Annotated in this window: 24 protein-coding genes and 1 other annotated feature; of the genes, 11 read left to right on the forward strand and 13 right to left on the reverse strand. The window is 38.6% G+C overall.

Annotated features, from left to right (window positions below; genetic code table 11):
* The first annotated feature begins 388 nt into the window (after positions 1-388).
* Positions 389-2,437 (forward strand): catalase, encoded by a 2,049-nt coding sequence (locus K3T81_RS04515; RefSeq protein WP_238018534.1) that lies wholly within the window; start codon positions 389-391, stop codon positions 2,435-2,437.
* A 221-nt stretch (positions 2,438-2,658) separates the two neighbouring features.
* Here K3T81_RS04515 and K3T81_RS04520 read toward each other — a convergent pair whose 3' ends face one another.
* Positions 2,659-3,468, reverse strand: coding sequence for a cupin domain-containing protein (locus K3T81_RS04520; protein ID WP_238018535.1), 810 nt, complete (start codon positions 3,466-3,468; stop codon positions 2,659-2,661).
* A 260-nt stretch (positions 3,469-3,728) separates the two neighbouring features.
* Positions 3,729-3,903: a binding site (T-box leader), on the forward strand.
* 53 nt (positions 3,904-3,956) lie between these two features.
* On the opposite strand from K3T81_RS04520, the gene trpS reads away from it, so the two are divergent.
* Complete coding sequence (gene trpS, locus K3T81_RS04525; RefSeq protein ID WP_106896306.1) at positions 3,957-4,952, forward strand: tryptophan--tRNA ligase; 996 nt, start codon at positions 3,957-3,959, stop codon at positions 4,950-4,952.
* 47 nt (positions 4,953-4,999) lie between these two features.
* Here the strand turns inward: trpS and K3T81_RS04530 are convergent, their stop codons facing one another.
* The 6 genes from K3T81_RS04530 to K3T81_RS04555 all read right to left on the reverse strand — a co-directional run bounded on the left by K3T81_RS04530 (position 5,000) and on the right by K3T81_RS04555 (position 10,473).
* Complete coding sequence (locus K3T81_RS04530) at positions 5,000-5,761, reverse strand: YjbA family protein (RefSeq protein WP_036573917.1); 762 nt, start codon at positions 5,759-5,761, stop codon at positions 5,000-5,002.
* An 80-nt stretch (positions 5,762-5,841) separates the two neighbouring features.
* The gene (locus K3T81_RS04535) at positions 5,842-6,048 is read right to left on the reverse strand and encodes a YuzI family membrane protein (RefSeq protein ID WP_106896305.1); all 207 of its coding nucleotides are present in this window, start codon (positions 6,046-6,048) and stop codon (positions 5,842-5,844) included.
* A gap of 301 nt (positions 6,049-6,349) precedes the next feature.
* Entirely contained in the window at positions 6,350-7,588 is a 1,239-nt protein-coding gene (fabF, locus tag K3T81_RS04540; protein WP_238018536.1) for a beta-ketoacyl-ACP synthase II, read from the reverse strand.
* Between the two features lie 48 nt (positions 7,589-7,636).
* A complete protein-coding gene (locus tag K3T81_RS04545) occupies positions 7,637-8,575 on the reverse strand; it encodes a beta-ketoacyl-ACP synthase III (protein WP_238018537.1) in 939 nt (312 codons plus the stop codon).
* Positions 8,576-8,804: 229 nt separating this feature from the next.
* Positions 8,805-9,764, reverse strand: a complete 960-nt coding sequence (locus tag K3T81_RS04550) for a BMP family ABC transporter substrate-binding protein (protein ID WP_238018538.1) — start codon at positions 9,762-9,764, stop codon at positions 8,805-8,807.
* Positions 9,765-9,849: 85 nt separating this feature from the next.
* The gene (locus K3T81_RS04555; RefSeq protein WP_106896301.1) at positions 9,850-10,473 is read right to left on the reverse strand and encodes a hypothetical protein; all 624 of its coding nucleotides are present in this window, start codon (positions 10,471-10,473) and stop codon (positions 9,850-9,852) included.
* A 115-nt stretch (positions 10,474-10,588) separates the two neighbouring features.
* Here K3T81_RS04555 and K3T81_RS04560 point away from each other — a divergent pair, with 115 nt between their 5' ends.
* Positions 10,589-10,765 (forward strand): YjzD family protein, encoded by a 177-nt coding sequence (locus K3T81_RS04560; protein ID WP_081779360.1) that lies wholly within the window; start codon positions 10,589-10,591, stop codon positions 10,763-10,765.
* A 66-nt stretch (positions 10,766-10,831) separates the two neighbouring features.
* Here K3T81_RS04560 and K3T81_RS04565 read toward each other — a convergent pair whose 3' ends face one another.
* Entirely contained in the window at positions 10,832-11,185 is a 354-nt protein-coding gene (locus K3T81_RS04565; RefSeq protein WP_106896300.1) for a hypothetical protein, read from the reverse strand.
* 368 nt (positions 11,186-11,553) lie between these two features.
* Between K3T81_RS04565 and K3T81_RS04570 the strand changes: the two genes are divergently transcribed.
* Entirely contained in the window at positions 11,554-12,366 is an 813-nt protein-coding gene (locus tag K3T81_RS04570; protein WP_159033226.1) for an undecaprenyl-diphosphate phosphatase, read from the forward strand.
* A gap of 44 nt (positions 12,367-12,410) precedes the next feature.
* On the opposite strand, the gene K3T81_RS04575 is transcribed toward K3T81_RS04570, so the two are convergent.
* The 3 genes from K3T81_RS04575 to K3T81_RS04585 form a co-directional block, all read right to left on the reverse strand.
* Positions 12,411-12,569, reverse strand: a complete 159-nt coding sequence (locus K3T81_RS04575; protein ID WP_199848532.1) for a hypothetical protein — start codon at positions 12,567-12,569, stop codon at positions 12,411-12,413.
* Between the two features lie 128 nt (positions 12,570-12,697).
* Positions 12,698-13,009, reverse strand: a complete 312-nt coding sequence (locus tag K3T81_RS04580) for a metal-sulfur cluster assembly factor (protein WP_036573941.1) — start codon at positions 13,007-13,009, stop codon at positions 12,698-12,700.
* Between the two features lie 169 nt (positions 13,010-13,178).
* A complete protein-coding gene (locus K3T81_RS04585; RefSeq protein WP_238018540.1) occupies positions 13,179-13,940 on the reverse strand; it encodes an alpha/beta fold hydrolase in 762 nt (253 codons plus the stop codon).
* 136 nt (positions 13,941-14,076) lie between these two features.
* Between K3T81_RS04585 and K3T81_RS04590 the strand changes: the two genes are divergently transcribed.
* The 4 genes from K3T81_RS04590 (at position 14,077) to K3T81_RS04605 (ending at position 15,848) form a co-directional block, all read left to right on the forward strand.
* Positions 14,077-14,910 carry a Cof-type HAD-IIB family hydrolase gene (locus K3T81_RS04590; RefSeq protein WP_106896297.1) on the forward strand — a complete coding sequence of 278 codons (834 nt, stop codon included), beginning with the start codon at positions 14,077-14,079 and terminating at the stop codon, positions 14,908-14,910.
* Between the two features lie 121 nt (positions 14,911-15,031).
* Positions 15,032-15,181 (forward strand): hypothetical protein, encoded by a 150-nt coding sequence (locus K3T81_RS04595; protein WP_182858816.1) that lies wholly within the window; start codon positions 15,032-15,034, stop codon positions 15,179-15,181.
* Between the two features lies 1 nt (position 15,182).
* Complete coding sequence (locus K3T81_RS04600; protein WP_036573951.1) at positions 15,183-15,380, forward strand: DUF3813 family protein; 198 nt, start codon at positions 15,183-15,185, stop codon at positions 15,378-15,380.
* Positions 15,381-15,584: 204 nt separating this feature from the next.
* A complete protein-coding gene (locus tag K3T81_RS04605) occupies positions 15,585-15,848 on the forward strand; it encodes a NifU N-terminal domain-containing protein (protein WP_238018542.1) in 264 nt (87 codons plus the stop codon).
* A 100-nt stretch (positions 15,849-15,948) separates the two neighbouring features.
* Here K3T81_RS04605 and K3T81_RS04610 read toward each other — a convergent pair whose 3' ends face one another.
* On the reverse strand, positions 15,949-16,368 hold the full coding sequence (locus tag K3T81_RS04610) for a putative periplasmic lipoprotein (RefSeq protein ID WP_238018544.1): 420 nt from the start codon (positions 16,366-16,368) through the stop codon (positions 15,949-15,951).
* A gap of 15 nt (positions 16,369-16,383) precedes the next feature.
* Entirely contained in the window at positions 16,384-17,226 is an 843-nt protein-coding gene (locus K3T81_RS04615; RefSeq protein WP_036573959.1) for a YitT family protein, read from the reverse strand.
* 125 nt (positions 17,227-17,351) lie between these two features.
* Between K3T81_RS04615 and K3T81_RS04620 the strand changes: the two genes are divergently transcribed.
* From K3T81_RS04620 to K3T81_RS04630, 3 genes are all read left to right on the forward strand, one after another.
* On the forward strand, positions 17,352-18,218 hold the full coding sequence (locus tag K3T81_RS04620) for a DegV family protein (RefSeq protein ID WP_106896295.1): 867 nt from the start codon (positions 17,352-17,354) through the stop codon (positions 18,216-18,218).
* Between the two features lie 244 nt (positions 18,219-18,462).
* On the forward strand, positions 18,463-18,657 hold the full coding sequence (gene yppF, locus K3T81_RS04625) for a YppF family protein (protein ID WP_106896294.1): 195 nt from the start codon (positions 18,463-18,465) through the stop codon (positions 18,655-18,657).
* 162 nt (positions 18,658-18,819) lie between these two features.
* The gene (locus K3T81_RS04630) at positions 18,820-19,692 is read left to right on the forward strand and encodes an SDR family oxidoreductase (protein ID WP_238018546.1); all 873 of its coding nucleotides are present in this window, start codon (positions 18,820-18,822) and stop codon (positions 19,690-19,692) included.
* The last annotated feature ends 56 nt before the right edge of the window (positions 19,693-19,748 follow it).

Here is a 19,748-nt window from a genome sequence, read left to right on the forward strand (position 1 = left end):
TTCCTCTTTTGATTTCTATTAGACATTAAACCTGACATGTCTCTCTTTAATCATAAAGATAATTGTATGTCTTTATAAATAGTGATGTTTAGTAAAAGGTATCTTTAGCTTTCTTTGTGATATCCTGTCACCATATTATACCCGTGCAGGTATTTTGTCAACCATTTTTATTTTGAGTGATAACTTACACTGATAAGTGATTACTGCAATTAATATTTTGATTAAATAACTCACATATCCCTTTCAATGCCTAATAGTTTATTTTGTAAAAGCGGTATTAGACATCTATAAGATATTTTTGCTAATACTATACATTCATCTTAACTCTTAACCTCAACTGGAATAATCAAGAAAATGGTTCATATCTTTACTCTGTAGGAGGGATTTTATGACCAATGAGCGAAATCTAGACAAGAATAAGAAAAAGGACCAACTTGATGATTACAAGGTAACGGATCAAGGAAAAGCACTGACTACAAATCAAGGGTTAAAGATGTCTGAAGATGAATTTTCTTTAAAAGCAGGAGAACGCGGGCCAACCTTGATGGAAGATTTTCACTTTCGAGAAAAACTCACCCACTTTGACCATGAGCGCATTCCAGAAAGAGTTGTTCATGCACGGGGCTTTGCTGCGCATGGGGATTTTGAATTATATGAAAACATGAGCAAATATACAAGAGCAAAGTTTTTACAAAACACTTCGATTAAGACGCCTGTTTTTGTACGTTTTTCTACGGTAAATGGGTCAAGAGGATCTGCTGATACGGTTCGGGATGCAAGAGGGTTTGCCACCAAATTTTTCACCGAAGAAGGTAATTACGATCTGGTCGCCAATAATATTCCGGTGTTTTTCATTCAAGATGCCATTAAATTCCCTGATCTCGTCCATGCCTTCAAACCCGAGCCTGATAATGACATACCCCAAGCTTCCACTGCACACGATACTTTTTGGGATTTTGTTGCTAACAACCAGGAAAGTGCTCATATGATTATGTGGATTATGTCCGACCGTGCTATCCCAAGAAGTTTCCGTATGATGGAAGGATTCGGTGTACACACTTTCCGCCTTGTCAATGCGCAAGGGAAAGCCTACTTTGTTAAGTTTCATTGGAAGCCAAAGCTTGGAGTACACTCGTTGCTCTGGGACGAGTCTCATAAATTGACTGGAATTGATCCAGATTTCCATCGTAATGATTTATGGAATGCTATTAATAACGGTAAATATCCTGAATTTGAATTAGGTGTACAAATTATTAATGAAGAAGATGAACTTAATATGGAATTTGATATCTTGGATGCTACGAAGATTTGGCCAGAAGAAATTATTCCAGTAAAAATCATTGGAAAAATGACATTAAATAAAAATGTCGATAACTTCTTTGCAGAAACAGAACAGGTTGCCTTCCATCCAGGAAATGTAGTTCCTGGAATTGACTTTACGAACGATCCGCTCCTCCAGGGGAGATTATTTTCATATACTGATACACAGCTCATCCGACTCGGCGGTCCGAACTTTCATGAAATTCCGATTAACAGACCCGTTGTACCTTTTCATAATAACCAACGGGAAGGATACCATAGGCAAACTATTAATGTGGGAAAAGTTAGCTATCATAGAAATTCGCTTGCAGGAAATACACCTAGCCCAGTTAGCCCTTCAGAAGGGGGGTATGAACATTATCAAGAAAAAGTGGAAGGTCGAAAAATCCGAGCAAGAAGTAGTAGTTTTACTGACCATTTCTCACAGGCCACATTATTTTGGAATAGCATGACACCAGTAGAGAAAATGCATATTACCGACGCTTTTAGCTTTGAACTTGGGAAAGTGAAAAGTGAATCGGTGAAACAGCAGTCCGTCAATATGTTCGCAAATGTAAATCTAGAGCTTGCAGTCACAATCGCAAAAAGAATTGGAGTGAATCCTCCAACTTCGGAAGGATCTGACGTAACTGCTACCTCTCCGGCGTTAAGTCAGCAAAATACAATATTTAAGCCAGACACCAGAAAAGTTGCAGTCATACTGGCGAAGGGGTTTAATGGTCCTGAAGTAAAATATGTATTAAAACAATTAAAGGATGCAGACTTGACTGTGGAAATAATCAGCGAAAATCAAGGTAATGTGTTGGGAACAAACGACGTTATTTTAAAAGCTGACCACACTTTTCAAACAGCAAAGTCCGTCATGTATGATTCTGTATATATTGTAAATGGTAGTCAGACGAGCAAGAGATTTAATAAAGATGCTGTATACTTTATTGATGAAGCATTCTCACATTATAAACCAATCGGCGCTTCCCACGAAGGAATACAGTATTTAACAGTCAACCATTTTGACGGCAAACCTGGTGTTGTTGTAGCAGATGAAATTAGCAATTTCCCAGAAGCGTTTATATACGCTATTGGTCATCATCGTTTTTGGAACAGAAAGATTGTTTAGCTGTAATATCAAATCCCTATCTATCCAGTTAAAAAGGTATGGTTCTAAATGCTAACTGCGTGGGTGGGCTCGATTGGCAAGAACCAATGTAGGAAATAGTGAAAAGAACAAGTATCACAAGTTAAACAGCAGAACCCCTCAACAAATTTGAGGGGTTCAACTAACATGATATTAACTTTCAGAAATTAAAATTGCCCGGTTTTCATTGGATACGCTTTGGCTTACATATTTTTACTTTGCTGAAGAAGCTTTGATTCTCCTGTACGCTCCCATTCTTCTACCATTTCATATGCTCTTTCAGGAGAGTAACCTTTTCCAACAAGAACACCCATAAGAATAAATTCTTGAAGAATATGTGTAGCATTTATCCCTCTCTTGACGTCCTCTAATCCCTCTCTCACTAAAAACTCTGTGTGCTGTACCCATTCATCTGGTGTTCTACCAAAATAATTTGGACTGGCCGAATTATTTCCTTCTTCCGCGGCCATAGCATCAGCTTTCGTTTGATGAACCGTTCCAAATGGATGTTCTGGAGGCGCATAAATGGTATATAACTTTAATGGTTTACTTCCAGTGTTAGTCAAATTATGCCACGTACCAGCTGGAACCATAATAGCATAATCTTCAGAGACCCTTCTTTCAAAGTTCAAATTATTTTCAGAGTCCCCCATTTGAACAAGCCCCTGCCCCTCTTCAATACGTAGAAATTGATCAACATTTGGATGGACTTCTAGACCAATGCTCTCCCCAACATCTATACTCATTAATACGACTTGCAAATGATTTCCGGTCCATATTGCCGTGCGAAAGGTTCGGTTCCTTTCCGCTGCTTCCTCTATATTTATTACGAATGGCTGTTTCCCTTGATCTGTAAGCCTCATATTTTCCGCCCTGTCTTCTATTTGCATTGGCTGATAATAACCCTCCATATCAGTTGCTTGTGGGTAACCCCAGTAAACAGGTTGTTGGCGATTATATGGCATTGGAACATTTACATAGTAATTCGGGTACATGTAAGGTGAATAATACATATTTCTCACTCCTTAATTATTATCACAAGTATCATATGCATAATGCCTAAAAGAGGAACTTTCGCTTTAAAATTATGAAAGACAATTAATTTAAAATGTCTATAAAACTTCTTTATAAATGCGATTTCCGTTTATGGTCTACTAAAATAGATAGGAAAAATATCTTAAGAAATATTCTTTACATAGAATTGATGAAGAGCTTTTATGAAGTTCCCTTCTTGCATTCCAACACCAAACTATATATAATTAAGAAAACAATATCTATGGCTATGACAAAGGCGTAGTACAATTACCCACTGATTTTTAGAGAGCTTGTGGCTGGTGGAAACAAGCATCAAGGTGAATTGGAATTGGACTTTCGAGCTAACTAACAGTTAAAGTGATTCTGCATATGCAGAATAATAAGGGTGGCACCGCGGTTCATTCGTCCCTATTTCAGAGGGATTAATGGGCTTTTTTTAATGACTTTTTTCAAAGGAGATAGAACCATGAAAACTATTTTTTCCGGCATTCAGCCAAGTGGTACTTTAACATTAGGTAACTATCTAGGAGCGATTCAGCAGTTTGTTCAACTTCAAGAGGATCATCACTGTTATTTCTGTATTGTGGATGAGCATGCAATAACCGTACCTCAGGAACGCTTAACATTGCGGAATAATATCCGCTCCCTAGCAGCACTATATTTAGCTTCTGGGATTGATCACAATAAAGCTACACTGTTTGTTCAATCTGAGGTCCCTGCCCATACACAGCTGGGATGGATGCTACAATCTATCAGTTACATGGGAGAACTAGAGCGTATGACTCAATTTAAGGATAAGTCTACTGGAAAAGAAGCTGTCTCATCTGGACTACTCACCTATCCTTCCTTAATGGCAGCAGATATACTGCTGTACAACACAGATATCGTCCCTGTTGGCGATGACCAGAAACAACATTTAGAGTTGACTAGAAATCTGGCTCAACGTTTTAACAATCGTTTTAATGATATCTTTACTGTCCCAGAAGTTCGCATTCCAAAAGTTGGAGCAAGGATTATGTCACTACAAGAGCCGACGAAGAAAATGAGTAAATCCGACTCGAACGAAAAAGGTTTCATCTCTATGCTGGATACACCAAAGAAAATAGAGAAGAAAATCAAAAGTGCAGTAACGGATTCGGAAGGTATTGTGAAGTTTGATAAAGAAAACAAGCCAGGTGTGTCGAACTTGCTAACGATACATGCTATCTGCTCAGGTAAAAGCATTGCCGAATTGGAAGAAGCATATGCTGGAAAGGGATATGGAGATTTCAAACAAGGTGTCGCGGATGCAGTAATCGCTCTGTTGCAGCCTATTCAAGAACGGTACGAGGAATTGCTTCAATCCGAGGAGTTGGATACCATTTTAGATGAAGGTGCCGAAAAAGCATCTTTCCATGCTAATAAGATGGTTGCCAAAGCTAAAAAAGCAATGGGATTAGGCCGTGTGAATAAAAAGAAATAACAAAAACACAAAAGCCAATTGATAATAGGTTATCAATTGGCTTTTTACTATTTCTGCTTTGAAATATTCTCTGTTTGGCCGTTCTCCACTTCCCAAATTTTCTCAAGGAAAGGTTGGCCTTTAATCAACTTCCCACAGAGATCTTCATGGGCGTTACTCCACCCTTTTTTTACTCCTGTATACAATGCGCCCCACACTTCATCTTCATCCATAAAGCGAATGTATGGGTATTTCTTGGGATCCCATTCCGTTAGCCAATAACGCAATTCTTCTAAATTGTTTGTGGTGCGAAGCTGATCAAGCCCCATCATCAATAAATGCTTCAATTGCCGCTCTTTTCTCGTCAATCCAAAGACAAGGTCTGGGGACATCGAAAGCATATGGTATTCCTTTTGGTATGCCTTTGAATCAAACTTGTAGGATTGTGGCTTCGTGTTTTTGATCATATCGTAGACAAGCTGTTCCTGTCGTGGAATCAGTCTACTTTTACGAATCGGAATTTCATAGCCAATAGTATCAAAAACCAGGATGTCTGCTCCATCCGAAACAATACAGGCATAGTCCAATACATTACGCTCCTGCCCTTTACGCACATATGCTCTTTTGTAGATGGAATCCAGCAAAGGACGCGGCAAGTCGTGCATATCATTCTCAATATAATGAAACAGTTCTTTTGTTATGTAAAGTAATGGAACCTGATCAAGCAGCTCAATTCCGTCATTTTTCCGCCATTCATGAAAATAACACACATTATAGCCATTCTCTTCGCCTTCAAACCAATTTACCCAAACATCGTGCATATACAACATAAACAACCCTCACTTCTAAAACTGAACTTAGAATACATTATGACCATCATAAAGAAATTTATTCTAAGCCATTGCAAGATTTAAGGGGTGTTTGGGTAACGGTATACAACAAAAGCCATTAAGACTATTCCTAACGGTAGAAAGTAACACTCCATTCTGCCCGAAATAAAGATAAAGTACTCTAACCATGTGATGCCAGCAGGTAAAAAGTTTAAGTACGCTATAATCGTAACCCCACCACTTACCGCTAAACCAAATCCTATTAAAAAAACAAAAATATAGCCCATCTTATCCCCCACCAATACTTGTCCAAGCTTTTATATATGTATATGCTTGTCCATGGGAAACCATGATTTCTTATTATGCAATTGATTGGAGGCGCTGGGACACGAAAGATCGCTCTCTTGCGATGTTCACTCTTTCTTGGCTGATGTTAGTTCCCCCTAGGCCGATGTTCACTTCTTCTTGGCTGATGTTAGTACACTCTCCGACTATGCACTTCTTCTCGACAAAGATTCCTACTTCAGTACTTTACACCTTCCCTCAGAAACAAAAAAACTGACTGATAAGTTCAGTCAGTTTTTCGGATTATTGATATTTTTTAAATACAAGTGCTACGTTATGACCGCCGAATCCTAAAGAGTTACTCATAACTACATCCACATTTTGTTTCCTTGCTTCGTTGGGTACGTAATCCAGGTCACAGTCTGGATCAGGGGTCTCATAATTAATTGTTGCAGGTACGATGCTGTCCGTTATGGATTTGATTGAAATTAATGCTTCAATCCCACCAGCTGCACCTAGTAGGTGCCCAGTCATCGATTTTGTTGAAGAAACCGCAACATGCTTAGAATGATCCCCTAACACTGTTTTAATTGCTTCCGTTTCAAATTTATCATTTAATGCAGTACTTGTACCATGTGCATTAATATAATCTACCTGGTTTGGAGATAGCCCAGCATCGTCAAGAGCCATTTGCATCGCTCTTGCAGCTCCTTCGCCATGTTCGGCAGGTGCTGTAATATGGTAAGCATCTCCTGTTGCGCCATATCCAACAATTTCTCCATAGATGTGGGCACCACGTTCCAATGCTGTTTCAAGTGATTCCAGAATCATAATTCCAGAGCCTTCCCCCATTACAAAGCCATCACGTTCTTTGTCAAATGGACGGCTAGCTTTTTTCGGATCTTCGTTTAAGGACAATGCTTTTGCAGAAGAGAACCCAGCAAATGACATATTGGTGATCGGCGCTTCTGTGCCTCCAGCAATAATGTAATCAACGTCCCCACGCTGAACAGCCTTAAATGCGTCACCAATTGAATTGGCTCCTGAAGCACAAGCTGTAACACTACAAGAGTTAATTCCTTTCGCCCCAAGTTGAATGGATACTTGTCCTGCAGCCATATCTGGGATCATCATTGGCACGAAAAATGGACTTACACGTTTTGGTCCTTTTTCAATAAACTTGGAGTGCTGATCTTCCCATGTCGACATGCCACCAATACCAGAACCAATCCAAACCCCTACACGGTGTGCATTGTCTTCATTAATCTCCAATTTGGCATCTTCTACAGCCATCTTGGATGCAGCAACTGCGTACTGAGTGAATGGATCCATCTTTCGAGCATCCTTCTTATCCATGTATGCTGTTGGGTCAAAATCTTTTACCTCTGCTGCAACCTTTGCTTGAAAGTTATCTATATTTACTTTTGTAGCAAGACCAATGCCAGATTTTCCTGCAACGATATTTTCCCACATTGTATCAACAGTGTTTCCTAATGGTGAAATTGCACCAAGTCCAGTAATAACTACTCTTTTTTGTTCCATTGGATAAACCTCCTATACATAACGGTGTCAGTTTTTGTTAACACCTATTTATTTTCCCCAGCGTATAGCAACAGCGCCCCATGTTAATCCACCGCCGAAGCCTACTAAAACTACGATATCATTATCTTTAATTTTACCGTCTTTTGCAGCTTCTGATAAGGCCATTGGAATAGATGCAGCTGAATTATTTCCGTATTTTTTAATGGTCGTTGCCATTCTATCTTCCGAGATTTCTAAACGTTCGCGAGCAGCTTCCATAATACGGATGTTTGCTTGATGTGGAATGAGATAATCGACATCTTCTTTTTTTAGGCCTGCTTTATCAATTACATTCACTGTTGATTCAGGCATTTGACGTACGGCAAATTTATATACCTCTCTGCCGTTCATCACTAACATATCTTGTTCGTTTTGATAGAGCTCCTTGCCACCTGCTCCATTTGATCCCAATTCAAAGGAAAGTATCCCTTTACCTTCTGAAACTTCACCAATAACGGCAGCTCCTGCGCCGTCTCCGAGTAAAACACAAGTACTACGATCTTCCCAATTCGTAATTTTGGACAGTTTCTCTGCTCCAATTACTAGTATCTTTTTATAAGCGTTTGTTTCAATAAATTGCTTAGCAGTAATCATACCATACATGAATCCAGAACATGCAGCACTTACATCTAGAGCAGCAGCATTTTTCGCTCCTAGTCTTTCCTGGATCATACACGATACTGAAGGGAAAGGAGTATCAGGTGTTACTGTCGCTGTTAGAATAAGATCAATCTCATCCGCCGTTACATCAGCTTCTTCCAATGCTTGCTTTGCTGCATAATAAGCCATGTCAGAAGTATCAATATCATCTTCAGCAAATCGTCTTTCTTCTATCCCAGTTCTTGTTCTAATCCATTCGTCTGTAGTATCCACCAACTTCTCCATGTCTTTATTTGTTACAACTTTGGTTGGTAGATAATGACCTGTACCTAATACACCAACACCCATATATACAACTCCTTAAAATGTAGTTTTATTATCAATTCTTATGACTTGGTACTAATTTTAATGCATTTTTCTCCTTCTTGCAAGTTTACTGCAGCGAAAAAAAGATGAAATAAACGCCAAGAAGCTTCGTATGAAGCAATTTCCAAGCGAAGTTTCCAAGTAATAGAAAAAGTAAAGAAAGGGAATCTGAACGGTAAAAAAACAACCATAATTATTAGTCTGTTTATGTTTATTGTTCATTAGGTAGAAATTCAGTTTCTTTATATTCTCCCACTACCTCAGTTAAGTATTCTTGGTAGTCTTCCGGCACATTTGAACTAAATGGTCCTAGTGAAATCACGTCATCCTGAAAGTCATATGTTTGAATAGAACCTTCTAATTCGCCCTCTTCATATAAATCAGCTGCAAGCATATATAGCTTGTCCACATGCTGAATCGTACTGGTGAGAACGTGCTGACCTCCAATTTCTGATTGGTCTGTTACATAGCCAATGGCAAACAAGTCATCACGAGCTGCCTTCTCCACAATTTCTTTACTAAAAGCATCTCCTGTAGGATAAACTACATCGACACCAGTTTGAATCACCTGTTCATAAATTTCTTCTGCTGTCTCGGTGTCATTCCAATCGTTTACGAAATTCATATTAATTTCCGCTCGAGGGTTCTCATATTTCACACCTTCATAAAACCCTTCGATTTCCGGCTGCCATTCATGAGCAGCAATAATTCCCACATTGTCATTTGAGGTCATTTTGCCAGCCACCATGCCCCCAAAAAATCCCATCGCATGGGAATCAAAGTTTAGACTTGTAACATTATCACTAACATAACCACCATTGAAATAAACAAAATGTACATCTGGGTAGCTTTCCGCAATATCTACAAAGTACTTCCCGTAAATACTACTGTGGCCAAATATTAGATTTACTCCGTCTTGAACAAACTCCTCTACAGTATTTACTATCTGCTGTTCTGTTGTAATATCTTCTTTATAGAACACATCTACGTCATAAGTGTTTCCAATCTCCAACAGACCTGCGTATCCTTTGCTCCCCCATGCCTGATCATTAATCGAACCATCCAAGAGCATCCCGACATTTTGTATTTCTTGTTCGTTTGAACTGCATCCAGCTAGAGTGAAAACTAGCCCTATAAATAGCACAAGTCTGAATATAAGTCCTCTAGTCATGGGCGCACTCCTATCATAATTAAAGTCTTTACTCGTTTATATTACATGAATCTTTTTTAAAACGTCCATTTATTCTTCCAAAAATTTAAAGATTGCCATATAGATTATCATATTGAATTTTATTTTCTTGATAATGCTGTAACACTTTTTCTACTTTTTGCTCAATAGGTATATTGTCCCGAAGATAGATAGAATTTTCAAGTTTAAGCTTCGGATTTTCTTCAGAACGGAATGACCGAACATAGAGATCCTCCCGGCTTGCAATCCCTTTGGTATTCCAATCCACCAATTCCCCGATAAAATCTTTTATATAGATTGATTCCTTTTGAAATAAGATAGAATCAAAACGAACATAAGAGTTGTTCCAATACATTCCGTCTTTATCCATTTGCATCCACTCTCCAAATAATATTGGCACGTGAATACAGGTATGTCTTTTACCCTGGTTTTTCGAACTATCTTTGCATAATACATAGGTATGTACCGTGTTAGCAGTTAATTTATCGTTATAGTCGCCCAATATATATGCAATTTTATACTTCTTTTCCGGATTAAAAGGGCCATAGGAACTATTCCTTCCAAAAAATAAAGTAAGCTCATCTGAATCTTGTTCATTCTCTTGCCCGTGAACCTCAAAACCGAGTTCTAAAAGATGTTCTACCATGTGATAACCTAACCAATGATTGCTTGGAGACACTAAATACGTCACAAAAAAACCTCCTTAAGGAAAGCGAATGATAAAGAAATAGCTTTTCATTTAAGCCTCTATTTGATAAAATATATACAAAATGTACGAACTATGCATAAAAAATGAGGTGTTAACAATGCGTTACATATGGACAATCGTTTGGGCTTTACTAATTAGTGGAGTGCTATCCTATGTTCTATCCAGTATGGGTGGCGGACAATTTGATTTAACGAGCACCGTTGTATTTGCTGCTATTTTGTCAGTATTTGTATTTCTACTTGGCGAAGTTGCTTTAAAGGCAGATAAAAAATAATTAACAATATTGGAAAGAGTAACCCTTGCCTCATGCAGAATGGGCAAGGGTTTATTTATTTACATTTTAATACCATGGAAGAATACTTAATGCCGTTAGTGCTGCCAATGGCAGGACAAGCCTTCTAAAACGTGGTCTTCCGTATCCGTAACCCGGTCCATACCCATACCCAGGATATCCGCCATAGCCAAAACCATGCCCATAGCCAAATTGGCGGTAGTCATCTGATGATCCATGGTGTTGATAGGTAGGCATTTGTTGTTGTTCATTTGATTCCAGCGGTACAGCAAAGTATACATACTCGTCATCTAGACCAGTAATAATTCCATCTACATTTGTACCGTCAACCATTTCGGCAAGCACATAAGCATGCATATGTTTTTTACATAAGTCGTATATATGGTGTTGATTATGATTCATTTTAACAACCTCCTCACAATCTAGACTATTCAATAGCCCTTGGGTATGTGACTAGGTTAGAACAAAAGCGAAGAGCCCCGTATAAAAGCATAGCAACTGGGACGGAGCAACCGAGATAAAGGAATCAAGGTGAGCTTGCGAACCAATGATAACTTATTGCAGGGCGCTACGAGAAGTTGCCCAGCTTTTGGGGTGAGCTAGAAGAACAAAAGTGAAGAGCCCTTTGTTAGGTTAGCCAACTAAGAACTATTCGTGTTGCATCAAAATCGGCATGCCCCGGATCCTCCGGGCATACGTAGCAACTCGACTAATGCAACTGAGATAAGAACTTTAAAGTAAAAAGTATTTCCAAGGAGGAAATGAAAAACATGACTGAACTGTGGACATTAATAAAATATTTAATATTAGGGTTATTTCAAGGATTTACGGAGCCAATTCCCATTTCATCCAGTGGGCACATTGTTATTTTAAAAAATTTATTTGACCTAGAGATTAAAGGATTATCCTTTGAGATTCTCGTCAATTTCGGTTCGCTTATTGCTGTACTATTAATTTTTCGTCACGATATAATTCGACTTGTTAAGAATGGGGTTATCTACATAACCAAGCGTGATGAAAAGGCAAAAGGTGACTTTCAGTTCATCCTCTTCCTGATCATTGCAACGATTCCAACAGGTATCCTAGGACTACTTTTTGAAGATATCATTAGCGAAACGCTTAGTAAGCCAATTGTTGTAGGTTATACGTTACTACTTACTGGTGCTGCTTTATGGGTTATCCGTAATCTGCGAGGACGGAAAAATGATGGTGATATACGGGTCAAAGATGCGCTTATCGTAGGGTTTGCGCAGGCTGTTGCATTAGTTCCAGGGATTAGCCGCTCTGGCGCGACGATTGTAGCAGCAATGCTAGTAGGTATGAAGCAAGAAACAGCACTTCGCTTTTCTTTCTTGCTTTATATTCCTGTAAGCTTAGGTATTACGATGTTATCCTTCACAGATATCATCACTGACCCTAACTTTGATGCAATGGCAATACCATACCTAATTGCGTTTATGGCTTCTATCGTAGCTTCCTTTTACGCGCTAAAATGGTTTATTAACGTAATGGCTAAAGGTAATTTAAAATATTTTGCTTTTTATTGCTTTATTGTTGGTATCTTGGTCATTTTATTTATCTAAACAAAGAACCTGCACCTCCCCTTTCGGGAGAGATGCAGGTTTTTTTATCGATTTCTTTTATTTCTTTTCCCATTGAGGTTCAGAAATTCCGTATCTTCGGAGAACTCGACGTCTTTTCGATTTCGTTCAGGCTCTGTATCATACTTTAGGGCATTTCGCTGTCTACCCTTGTCTTTATTTTTATTTTTATTTTCTTCTGACATGCTATAACCTCCTAGAAGCGTTATGAGTTATAGTATGCCCATAGAGACTTCTATTATCAAACATAGAAATACCCCATATAAGTCACTAAGATAGCGGCCTTATTATGGGGTATATTACTTGAATAGGATCAATCAGGGATTCCCAATGCAATTTTAGCATAGCGGGACATTCTTTCTTTGCCCCAAGGTGGGTTCCATACAATATTGACATTAATGTCTTTCACTTCTGGAATGTCGGATAATGCCGCACGCACATCCTGCTCGATGTGTCCGGCAAGAGGACAACCCATTGCTGTAAGTGTCATTGTTACGGTAGCAAGTCCTTCTTCATTAAGCTCTACATCATATATTAAACCAAGGTTAACAATATCAATACCCAGCTCAGGGTCAATAACATTTTCCAAGGCACCCATCATATTTTCTTTTAATGCTTCGTCCATACCCTTACCTCCTTCTAAAGTTCTATCTATATTTAAACATACTTTTGTAAATTTTTAAATCATAAAGAAAAGCATATAATACCGTTACTAAGTGAAGCCGGCTCGACCAACCTACACTTTAAACTATATTCTCCGACCCGGACAGCACCATGTCTTTGCTATCTTACATTTAAACATGCTTATGTAGCCATTTCACTGCTTCCAAAGTAGCATAGCGGCTAACTTTATGGCCTCGATTTTCTTCTCTTACAAAGTGGATATCCTCTTGATTCACATACTGTTCCTTAACGTCCTGATAAAAATTGTAGGAATGACCAAAAGGCACTGCAGGATCGTTAACACCATGCCAAAAGAATAATGGACGTTGGTTTAATTTCTCTGGCTGTTTGGATAAGTCGTATTGCTCAAGCTGTTGATAAAGCTGGTTAATGGTTTCATCCGTAACAGGTAGATTACCTTTTTCCTTTAATCCTTCAATAAGGGTCCTGGCGAAAATACTTAGCTTGGGTGAACCCATTAATACAGCTGCCGTTTTGATCCAAGGATACTGGGTTAATGCAGCTGACGTGGTAATTCCCCCCATGCTTGTTCCAGCAATTCCAATTCGGCCATTTAAAATAAGATTCCTCTCATCCAAAACATCCTTGATCATACCTAATTCTTTAACATTTTTCATTACGATATCCCAAAAAGACACCATTCTTTGCATAGAATTAACACCTTGCTCACGACTACCATGGTACATACTCTCAGGCAAGATTACACGGTAACCTTTTTCTGCAAGCATATAGGCTATGGGAAGATTATGTTCCTTGGCGCTTGTGAATCCATGAAAAAAGACGACCGTTGGCAAGGCTTCCGTTTTTTTTGCTGTGTCTGCTATAATTAGGGAAGGTATTTCATTAAGCTTTTCTTCAATTATTCCGATCATCTTACCATGTCTCCTTAAGTTGTTTAATTATTATTTATTTTACGCCCACAAATACGACGATGCAACTAATGAACTCAGCTAACCCTTTACAGAAAAGAAAATCACTTATAAACTAATGACAGATGAGGTGAAATAATTGGAAAATAAAAGACATTTAATAGCATTGGATTTAGATGGAACCCTACTTACAGACAAAAAAGAAATTAGCTCTCAGACAAAACAAACCGTATTAACTGCGATGGAAGAAGGCCATATTGTGGTGATTTCCACTGGAAGACCACACCGTGCAAGTATTTCCTACTACCATGAACTAGGGCTTGATACCCCAATGGTTAATTTTAATGGAGCTTTGATTCACCATCCTACAGACTCAAAATGGGATGCTTTGCATAGCCCTATGCCTATCCGAACCGCACATAAAATTATCGAAGCCTGTTATGATCTGGATGTACATAATATATTGGCAGAGGTAAAAGACGATGTATATCTTGATAGCTATAACAAAGATATTATCGATATTTTCCAATCGTCAAAGAATGATTCCCCTTTTACAATTGGAAACCTTCAACAAAATTTAACAGAGGATCCTACCTCCTTGCTGATCCATCCTAAGGAAACTCATATCAAAGAACTTAGAAGTCATTTAGATGATTACCATGCAGAGTTAATTGAACACCGTAAATGGGGAGCTCCATGGAATATCATTGAGATTGTAAAAAAAGGTATGAATAAATCAGTTGGGCTACAAAAAATAGCGCATTATTATGATATTCCACAAGACAGAGTGATTGCTTTTGGGGATGAAGATAATGACCTGGAAATGATTGAATATGCTGGAGTAGGCGTCGCAATGGGTAATGCCATTGATGAACTTAAAAACATCGCCAACCATGTAACAACAACAAATGAAAACGAAGGAATCGGCGATTTCTTGCAGAACTATTTAAAGCTTGAGGTAAAACCGGTTTAAATTTCCTTCTATATTAATTGCCATAAGAACCATACTACTTAGTGAACGTTATATACAACGTTCACTTTTTTACTTCCTGAACAAGCTATGTATTACAATGTTTTTCTTAGGAGGAGTTACCATGGGAAAACGGAGTAAATCAAAGCGATTCAGCCATCAGAGCGCTGATTCTGTAAAAAAACATGCTGAACGATTTCCGTACCGATCTACTTTTTCCGATGCGGAAAGAAAGCAAGAAGAAGCAGACAATCACACTGTAGGAGGGTTTTAAATTGGAAAACAACCTATTTCAACAAGCTAAAGATGCTGTTGCCAATATGATGAACATGCAAGGTAATTCTACAACTGCTCAAGATCAACAGGCTGCACAAAATGCTATCCAAGCTGCATATAATGAAGCGAGTCCTGAGGAAAAGCAGCAACTTCAGCAATTGGAGAACCAATTAAAACAGCATAATCAATTACAGTAACCTCTGTTTTTTGTGAAGGTAATCCCCGATTCATTTGTTGATGAAAAGGATTTACTTTAAGCAAACTTCCCACCGGGACACGGGATACTTCACCTCACAGCATTAGGCAGACTGCCTTCCACTAGGGCAGTCTGCTTTCTTCTTTTTTATCTGGGCAGTTTCTGCTAAAATATAGCTAAGTATGATGATTAAGGAGGAATTTTGATGAGTATACGTGCAGAGGCAACACCCAATCCCAATGCATTAAAATTTACGACGGATAAATTAATTTTTGAAGGAACGAACAGTATTTCCGTAATGCCTGGTAATAAAAGTGAACATGCAATTCTTAACGACTTAATGGAGCTTGAAGGGGTCGACAATGTTTTCGGCTATCAAAACTTTATTACAGTAAACAAGAAGTTTGATGCAGAGTGGGACACCTTAACACCAGAAGTTACAAAAGTAATTGAAAAACATGGTTATTAATTATTAATATACATAAAGAGGCCAGTGTCCGCACTGACCTCTTTTTTACGTTTTAGTACCAACATACATCCTGTCTATTGAAACACTCAACAGATCTTTTTTACTTCGATTTCAGATCTATTGGTACATAATTCGGGTTAACTTCTTCCCCTGACTGGTCTTTCCCGTAAAATTTGACTATAGGGGCCTGATCACCTGATACTGCATCCTCTGGCACTTGCAAAAATAATTCAAAAGGACTCACCCCATGGGGGTTTGATTCTAATTCAACTTTTGCTTCACTAATCAGGACCATATCCCCTTGCTTCAACTGATAATATAAATCACTACCTGCAAGTGCGGCTTCTCCCGTTATCGTTGCTTGCAGCGCATCATCTACTTCCACCTCTACATTACGAATACTAACGGAAGCATCAGCACCCTGGCCTCCTTCGTTATTCTCGGCACTCTCATTCGTCGGCTGTTCATTACTGCAACCTACTAGTAGAAGGACTAGTGCAATTATGATACTTTTTTTCATCTCGATTACTCCTGTCTAATCTTTTCTGAAGAAACCAAAGATTCCTGTGGTTTGTACAATATTAGTAAACGCATTTGGATCTACTTCGTTAATAATCCGTTCAAGGTCATATAATTCATATCTAGTTACCACAAGATACATCATGCTTTTATCTGATTTCGTATAGGCGCCTTTTGCAGGTAGAATCGTAATTCCACGAACCATGGTTTTATGAATTTCCCTTTGCAATTCATCCGCCTTATGCGTAATGATCATAGCTGTTACTTTTTCGTGACGTGTATGGATTGCATCAATCACTCGTGTCGTAACATATAATGTTAAAAGCGTATAAAGCGCGTTTTCTGGTTCGTATAAAATACCTGCCAGTGCAATAATGACCGCATTAAGTGCTAGGAAGTATGTGCCAATAGGTCGATCCTTCATTCGGGAAAGAACCATTGCAACAATATCCATACCCCCAGTGGACGCACCAACTTTTAATGTCATCCCTACACCCGTACCAGCGATCACACCACCAAATACAGCATTTAAAATAATATCTTCAGAAAATCCGATAATCGGTATGAATTCTAGAAATACAGAGGTGAATAGTACGGATATCACGCTATAAACTGTAAAACCTTTCCCAACTTTAAACCAACCTAGTATGGCAACTGGTACGTTAAAGAGTAATAGCAGAATACCTGTACTTACACCAATATTAAGAAAATCATTAAACACACTGGAAACAAGCTGTGCAGCTCCAGTAAATCCGCTAGCATAAACATTTGCTCCAATTAAGAAGAAATTTAGGGAAATGGCATTTAACAAAGCCCCACAAATCACAATAATAATACGTCTTGCTTCAAAAATAAACATGCCTAACCTCCTTCAAGCTTATTACCTTCGTGGAAGGGATAACGTTTTCGTTGTAACTTTGTTTTGACTATCATGATGACTAGCTATAAACTAGAAGAAATAATGATAGAAATGCAGGTGATACAATGTTGGTAAAAATTCTTGCTGATTCAGCAACAGATTTGTCAATGAACCATTATAACGAATTTGACATTGAAATGGTACCATTAACTGTTCATTTGGATGAGAAAGAATACAAAGACAATGTTGAAATTCAGCCAAAAACTGTTTATGACGCCATGCGCCAAGGAAAAAGCCCAAAAACTTCTCAGGTTTCTCCAGAGACATTCCATAATTTATTTACGACCTATGCTGAGAAAAACGAGCCACTGGTATATTTGGCATTCTCCTCAGAGCTTTCAGGTACATATCAAACAGCCAAAATGATGCTACAAGAAGTAAAGGAAACCTATCCTGATGCCCCCATCGATGTGGTGGACACAAAATGCGCTTCTATTGGTTACGGCCTTGTAGTTCTCTATGCTGCCAAGGCTGCCAAAAATGGGGCCAGCGCAGAAGACATTATTCAATCTGCACAATACCATGCAACCCATATGGAACATATTTTTACTGTAGATGACCTGGAATATTTATACCGCGGCGGACGGGTTAGTAAAACTGCTGCATTTGTCGGTTCCCTATTAAAAATCAAACCAATCCTTCATGTTGAAAATGGAAAACTTGTACCATTAGAAAAAATCAGGGGATCGAAAAAGCTGTTTAACCGCATGCTCGATATTATGGAGGCACGCGGAACAGACTTTACGAATCAACTTATCGGCATAAGCCATGGTGATGACCTCGAAAGAGCTGAACAACTTTCCAGCCTAATTCAAGAAAGATTTGGAACAGTCAAAGAAGACATTGTGATCGAAATGGTTGGGTCCGTAATAGGCGCTCATTCAGGTCCAGGAACGATCGCACTATTCTTTTTAAATTCTTCTCCTAAATGATAATGAAGGTCTGATTCGGTCAGGCCTTTTTTATTTTCACCTTCTTCCCCTAGCTTCCTACTTCCATTTAGAAAAAATGTGGCTATCTATAATAACAACATAGCCTAAAATATTTATATAATACTTGCATAACAAACTTCTGCTTATTTACCGTAAAGCCAGTTCGTCAACATTTCCACATGAAAACCTCCTATTCCTCATATAGTGTAAAACAGAGTGGACAACAATACGGAGGAGTGACAAAATGCTGATGAATACATTGGTCGCTAGCTATAAAACTGATCGAAGCCATGCACCTGATTCCATTCATGCTTTGCTAGACTATTACCAGATGAAATATATTTCCCAAGAGATTGACCTTCTAGTTTATAAAGAAATCTATCGCTTTCTTAATAAAGAAGGCGCTGTGTCTTCTCATGATCAATTCCATAGGGTATAAGTAAACTAACGTATTCGAGCTATTGTGAATACGTCTTTTTTTCCATTCCTTTATTGCTTAGAGACTAAACAGTAACAAGCCAAGTTCTCCTTCCATGGTTTGTTTAAATACTTTCGGGGAAGATAGTTAATACCAAACATGGTTGAAGGAGGAATTATTGAAATGGGAATGGAAAAAAAGAATGGTAAGGAAACACCACCGGCGCAACACCAGACTAAACAGCCAGGAATTGAATCGAAAATGAACCCAGAACCAGAGTATATCCGTGAGAATTATCAGGGAAGCAATAAACTTAAGGATAAGGTAGCCCTTGTTACAGGTGGAGATAGTGGGATTGGACGAGCAGTAAGCCTACATTTTGCTAAAGAAGGCGCAGATGTTGCGATTATTTATTTAGATGAACATGAGGATGCAGAAGAAACAAAACGATTAGTAGAACAAGCAGGAAGAAAATGCTTGCTTATCAGTGGGGACATTGGCAATCAATCATTTTGTGAAGCTGCAGTAACGGAGACGATGGAGAAATTTAAGAAGATCGACATCTTAGTTAATAATGCAGCTGAACAACACCCCCAAGCGAGCTTTATGGACATCACAAGCGAACAACTGGAAAAGACATTTCGCACGAACATTTTCAGTATGTTCTATCTCACAAAGGCTGTATTACCTAACTTAAAAGAAGGTAGTTCTATTATAAATACTTCTTCTATTACAGCATATCAGGGAAGTAAAGACCTGATTGATTATTCTGCAACAAAAGGATCCATTACTTCCTTTACACGCTCCCTTTCTAGTGCACTTGCAGATCAAGGAGTTCGGGTCAATGGTGTAGCGCCAGGACCAATCTGGACACCACTTATCCCTTCTACCTTCACAGAAGAAAAAGTAGATAATTTTGGTGGCCAGACCCCTATGAAAAGGCCTGGACAGCCGCAGGAACTGGCACCTGCCTATGTTTATTTAGCCTCAGAGGATTCCAGTTATGTCAGTGGTCAAATGCTTCACGTCAACGGTGGTACCGTTCTGAATGGATAAAACATGTTAAATGAGAAACACCCTTTAAGTCAGACTTTTTATTAGACTGTGCTTAA

It is taken from the genome of Oceanobacillus jordanicus (assembly GCF_022095695.1).
In the GTDB taxonomy this organism is placed as follows: domain Bacteria; phylum Bacillota; class Bacilli; order Bacillales; family Amphibacillaceae; genus Oceanobacillus_B; species Oceanobacillus_B jordanicus.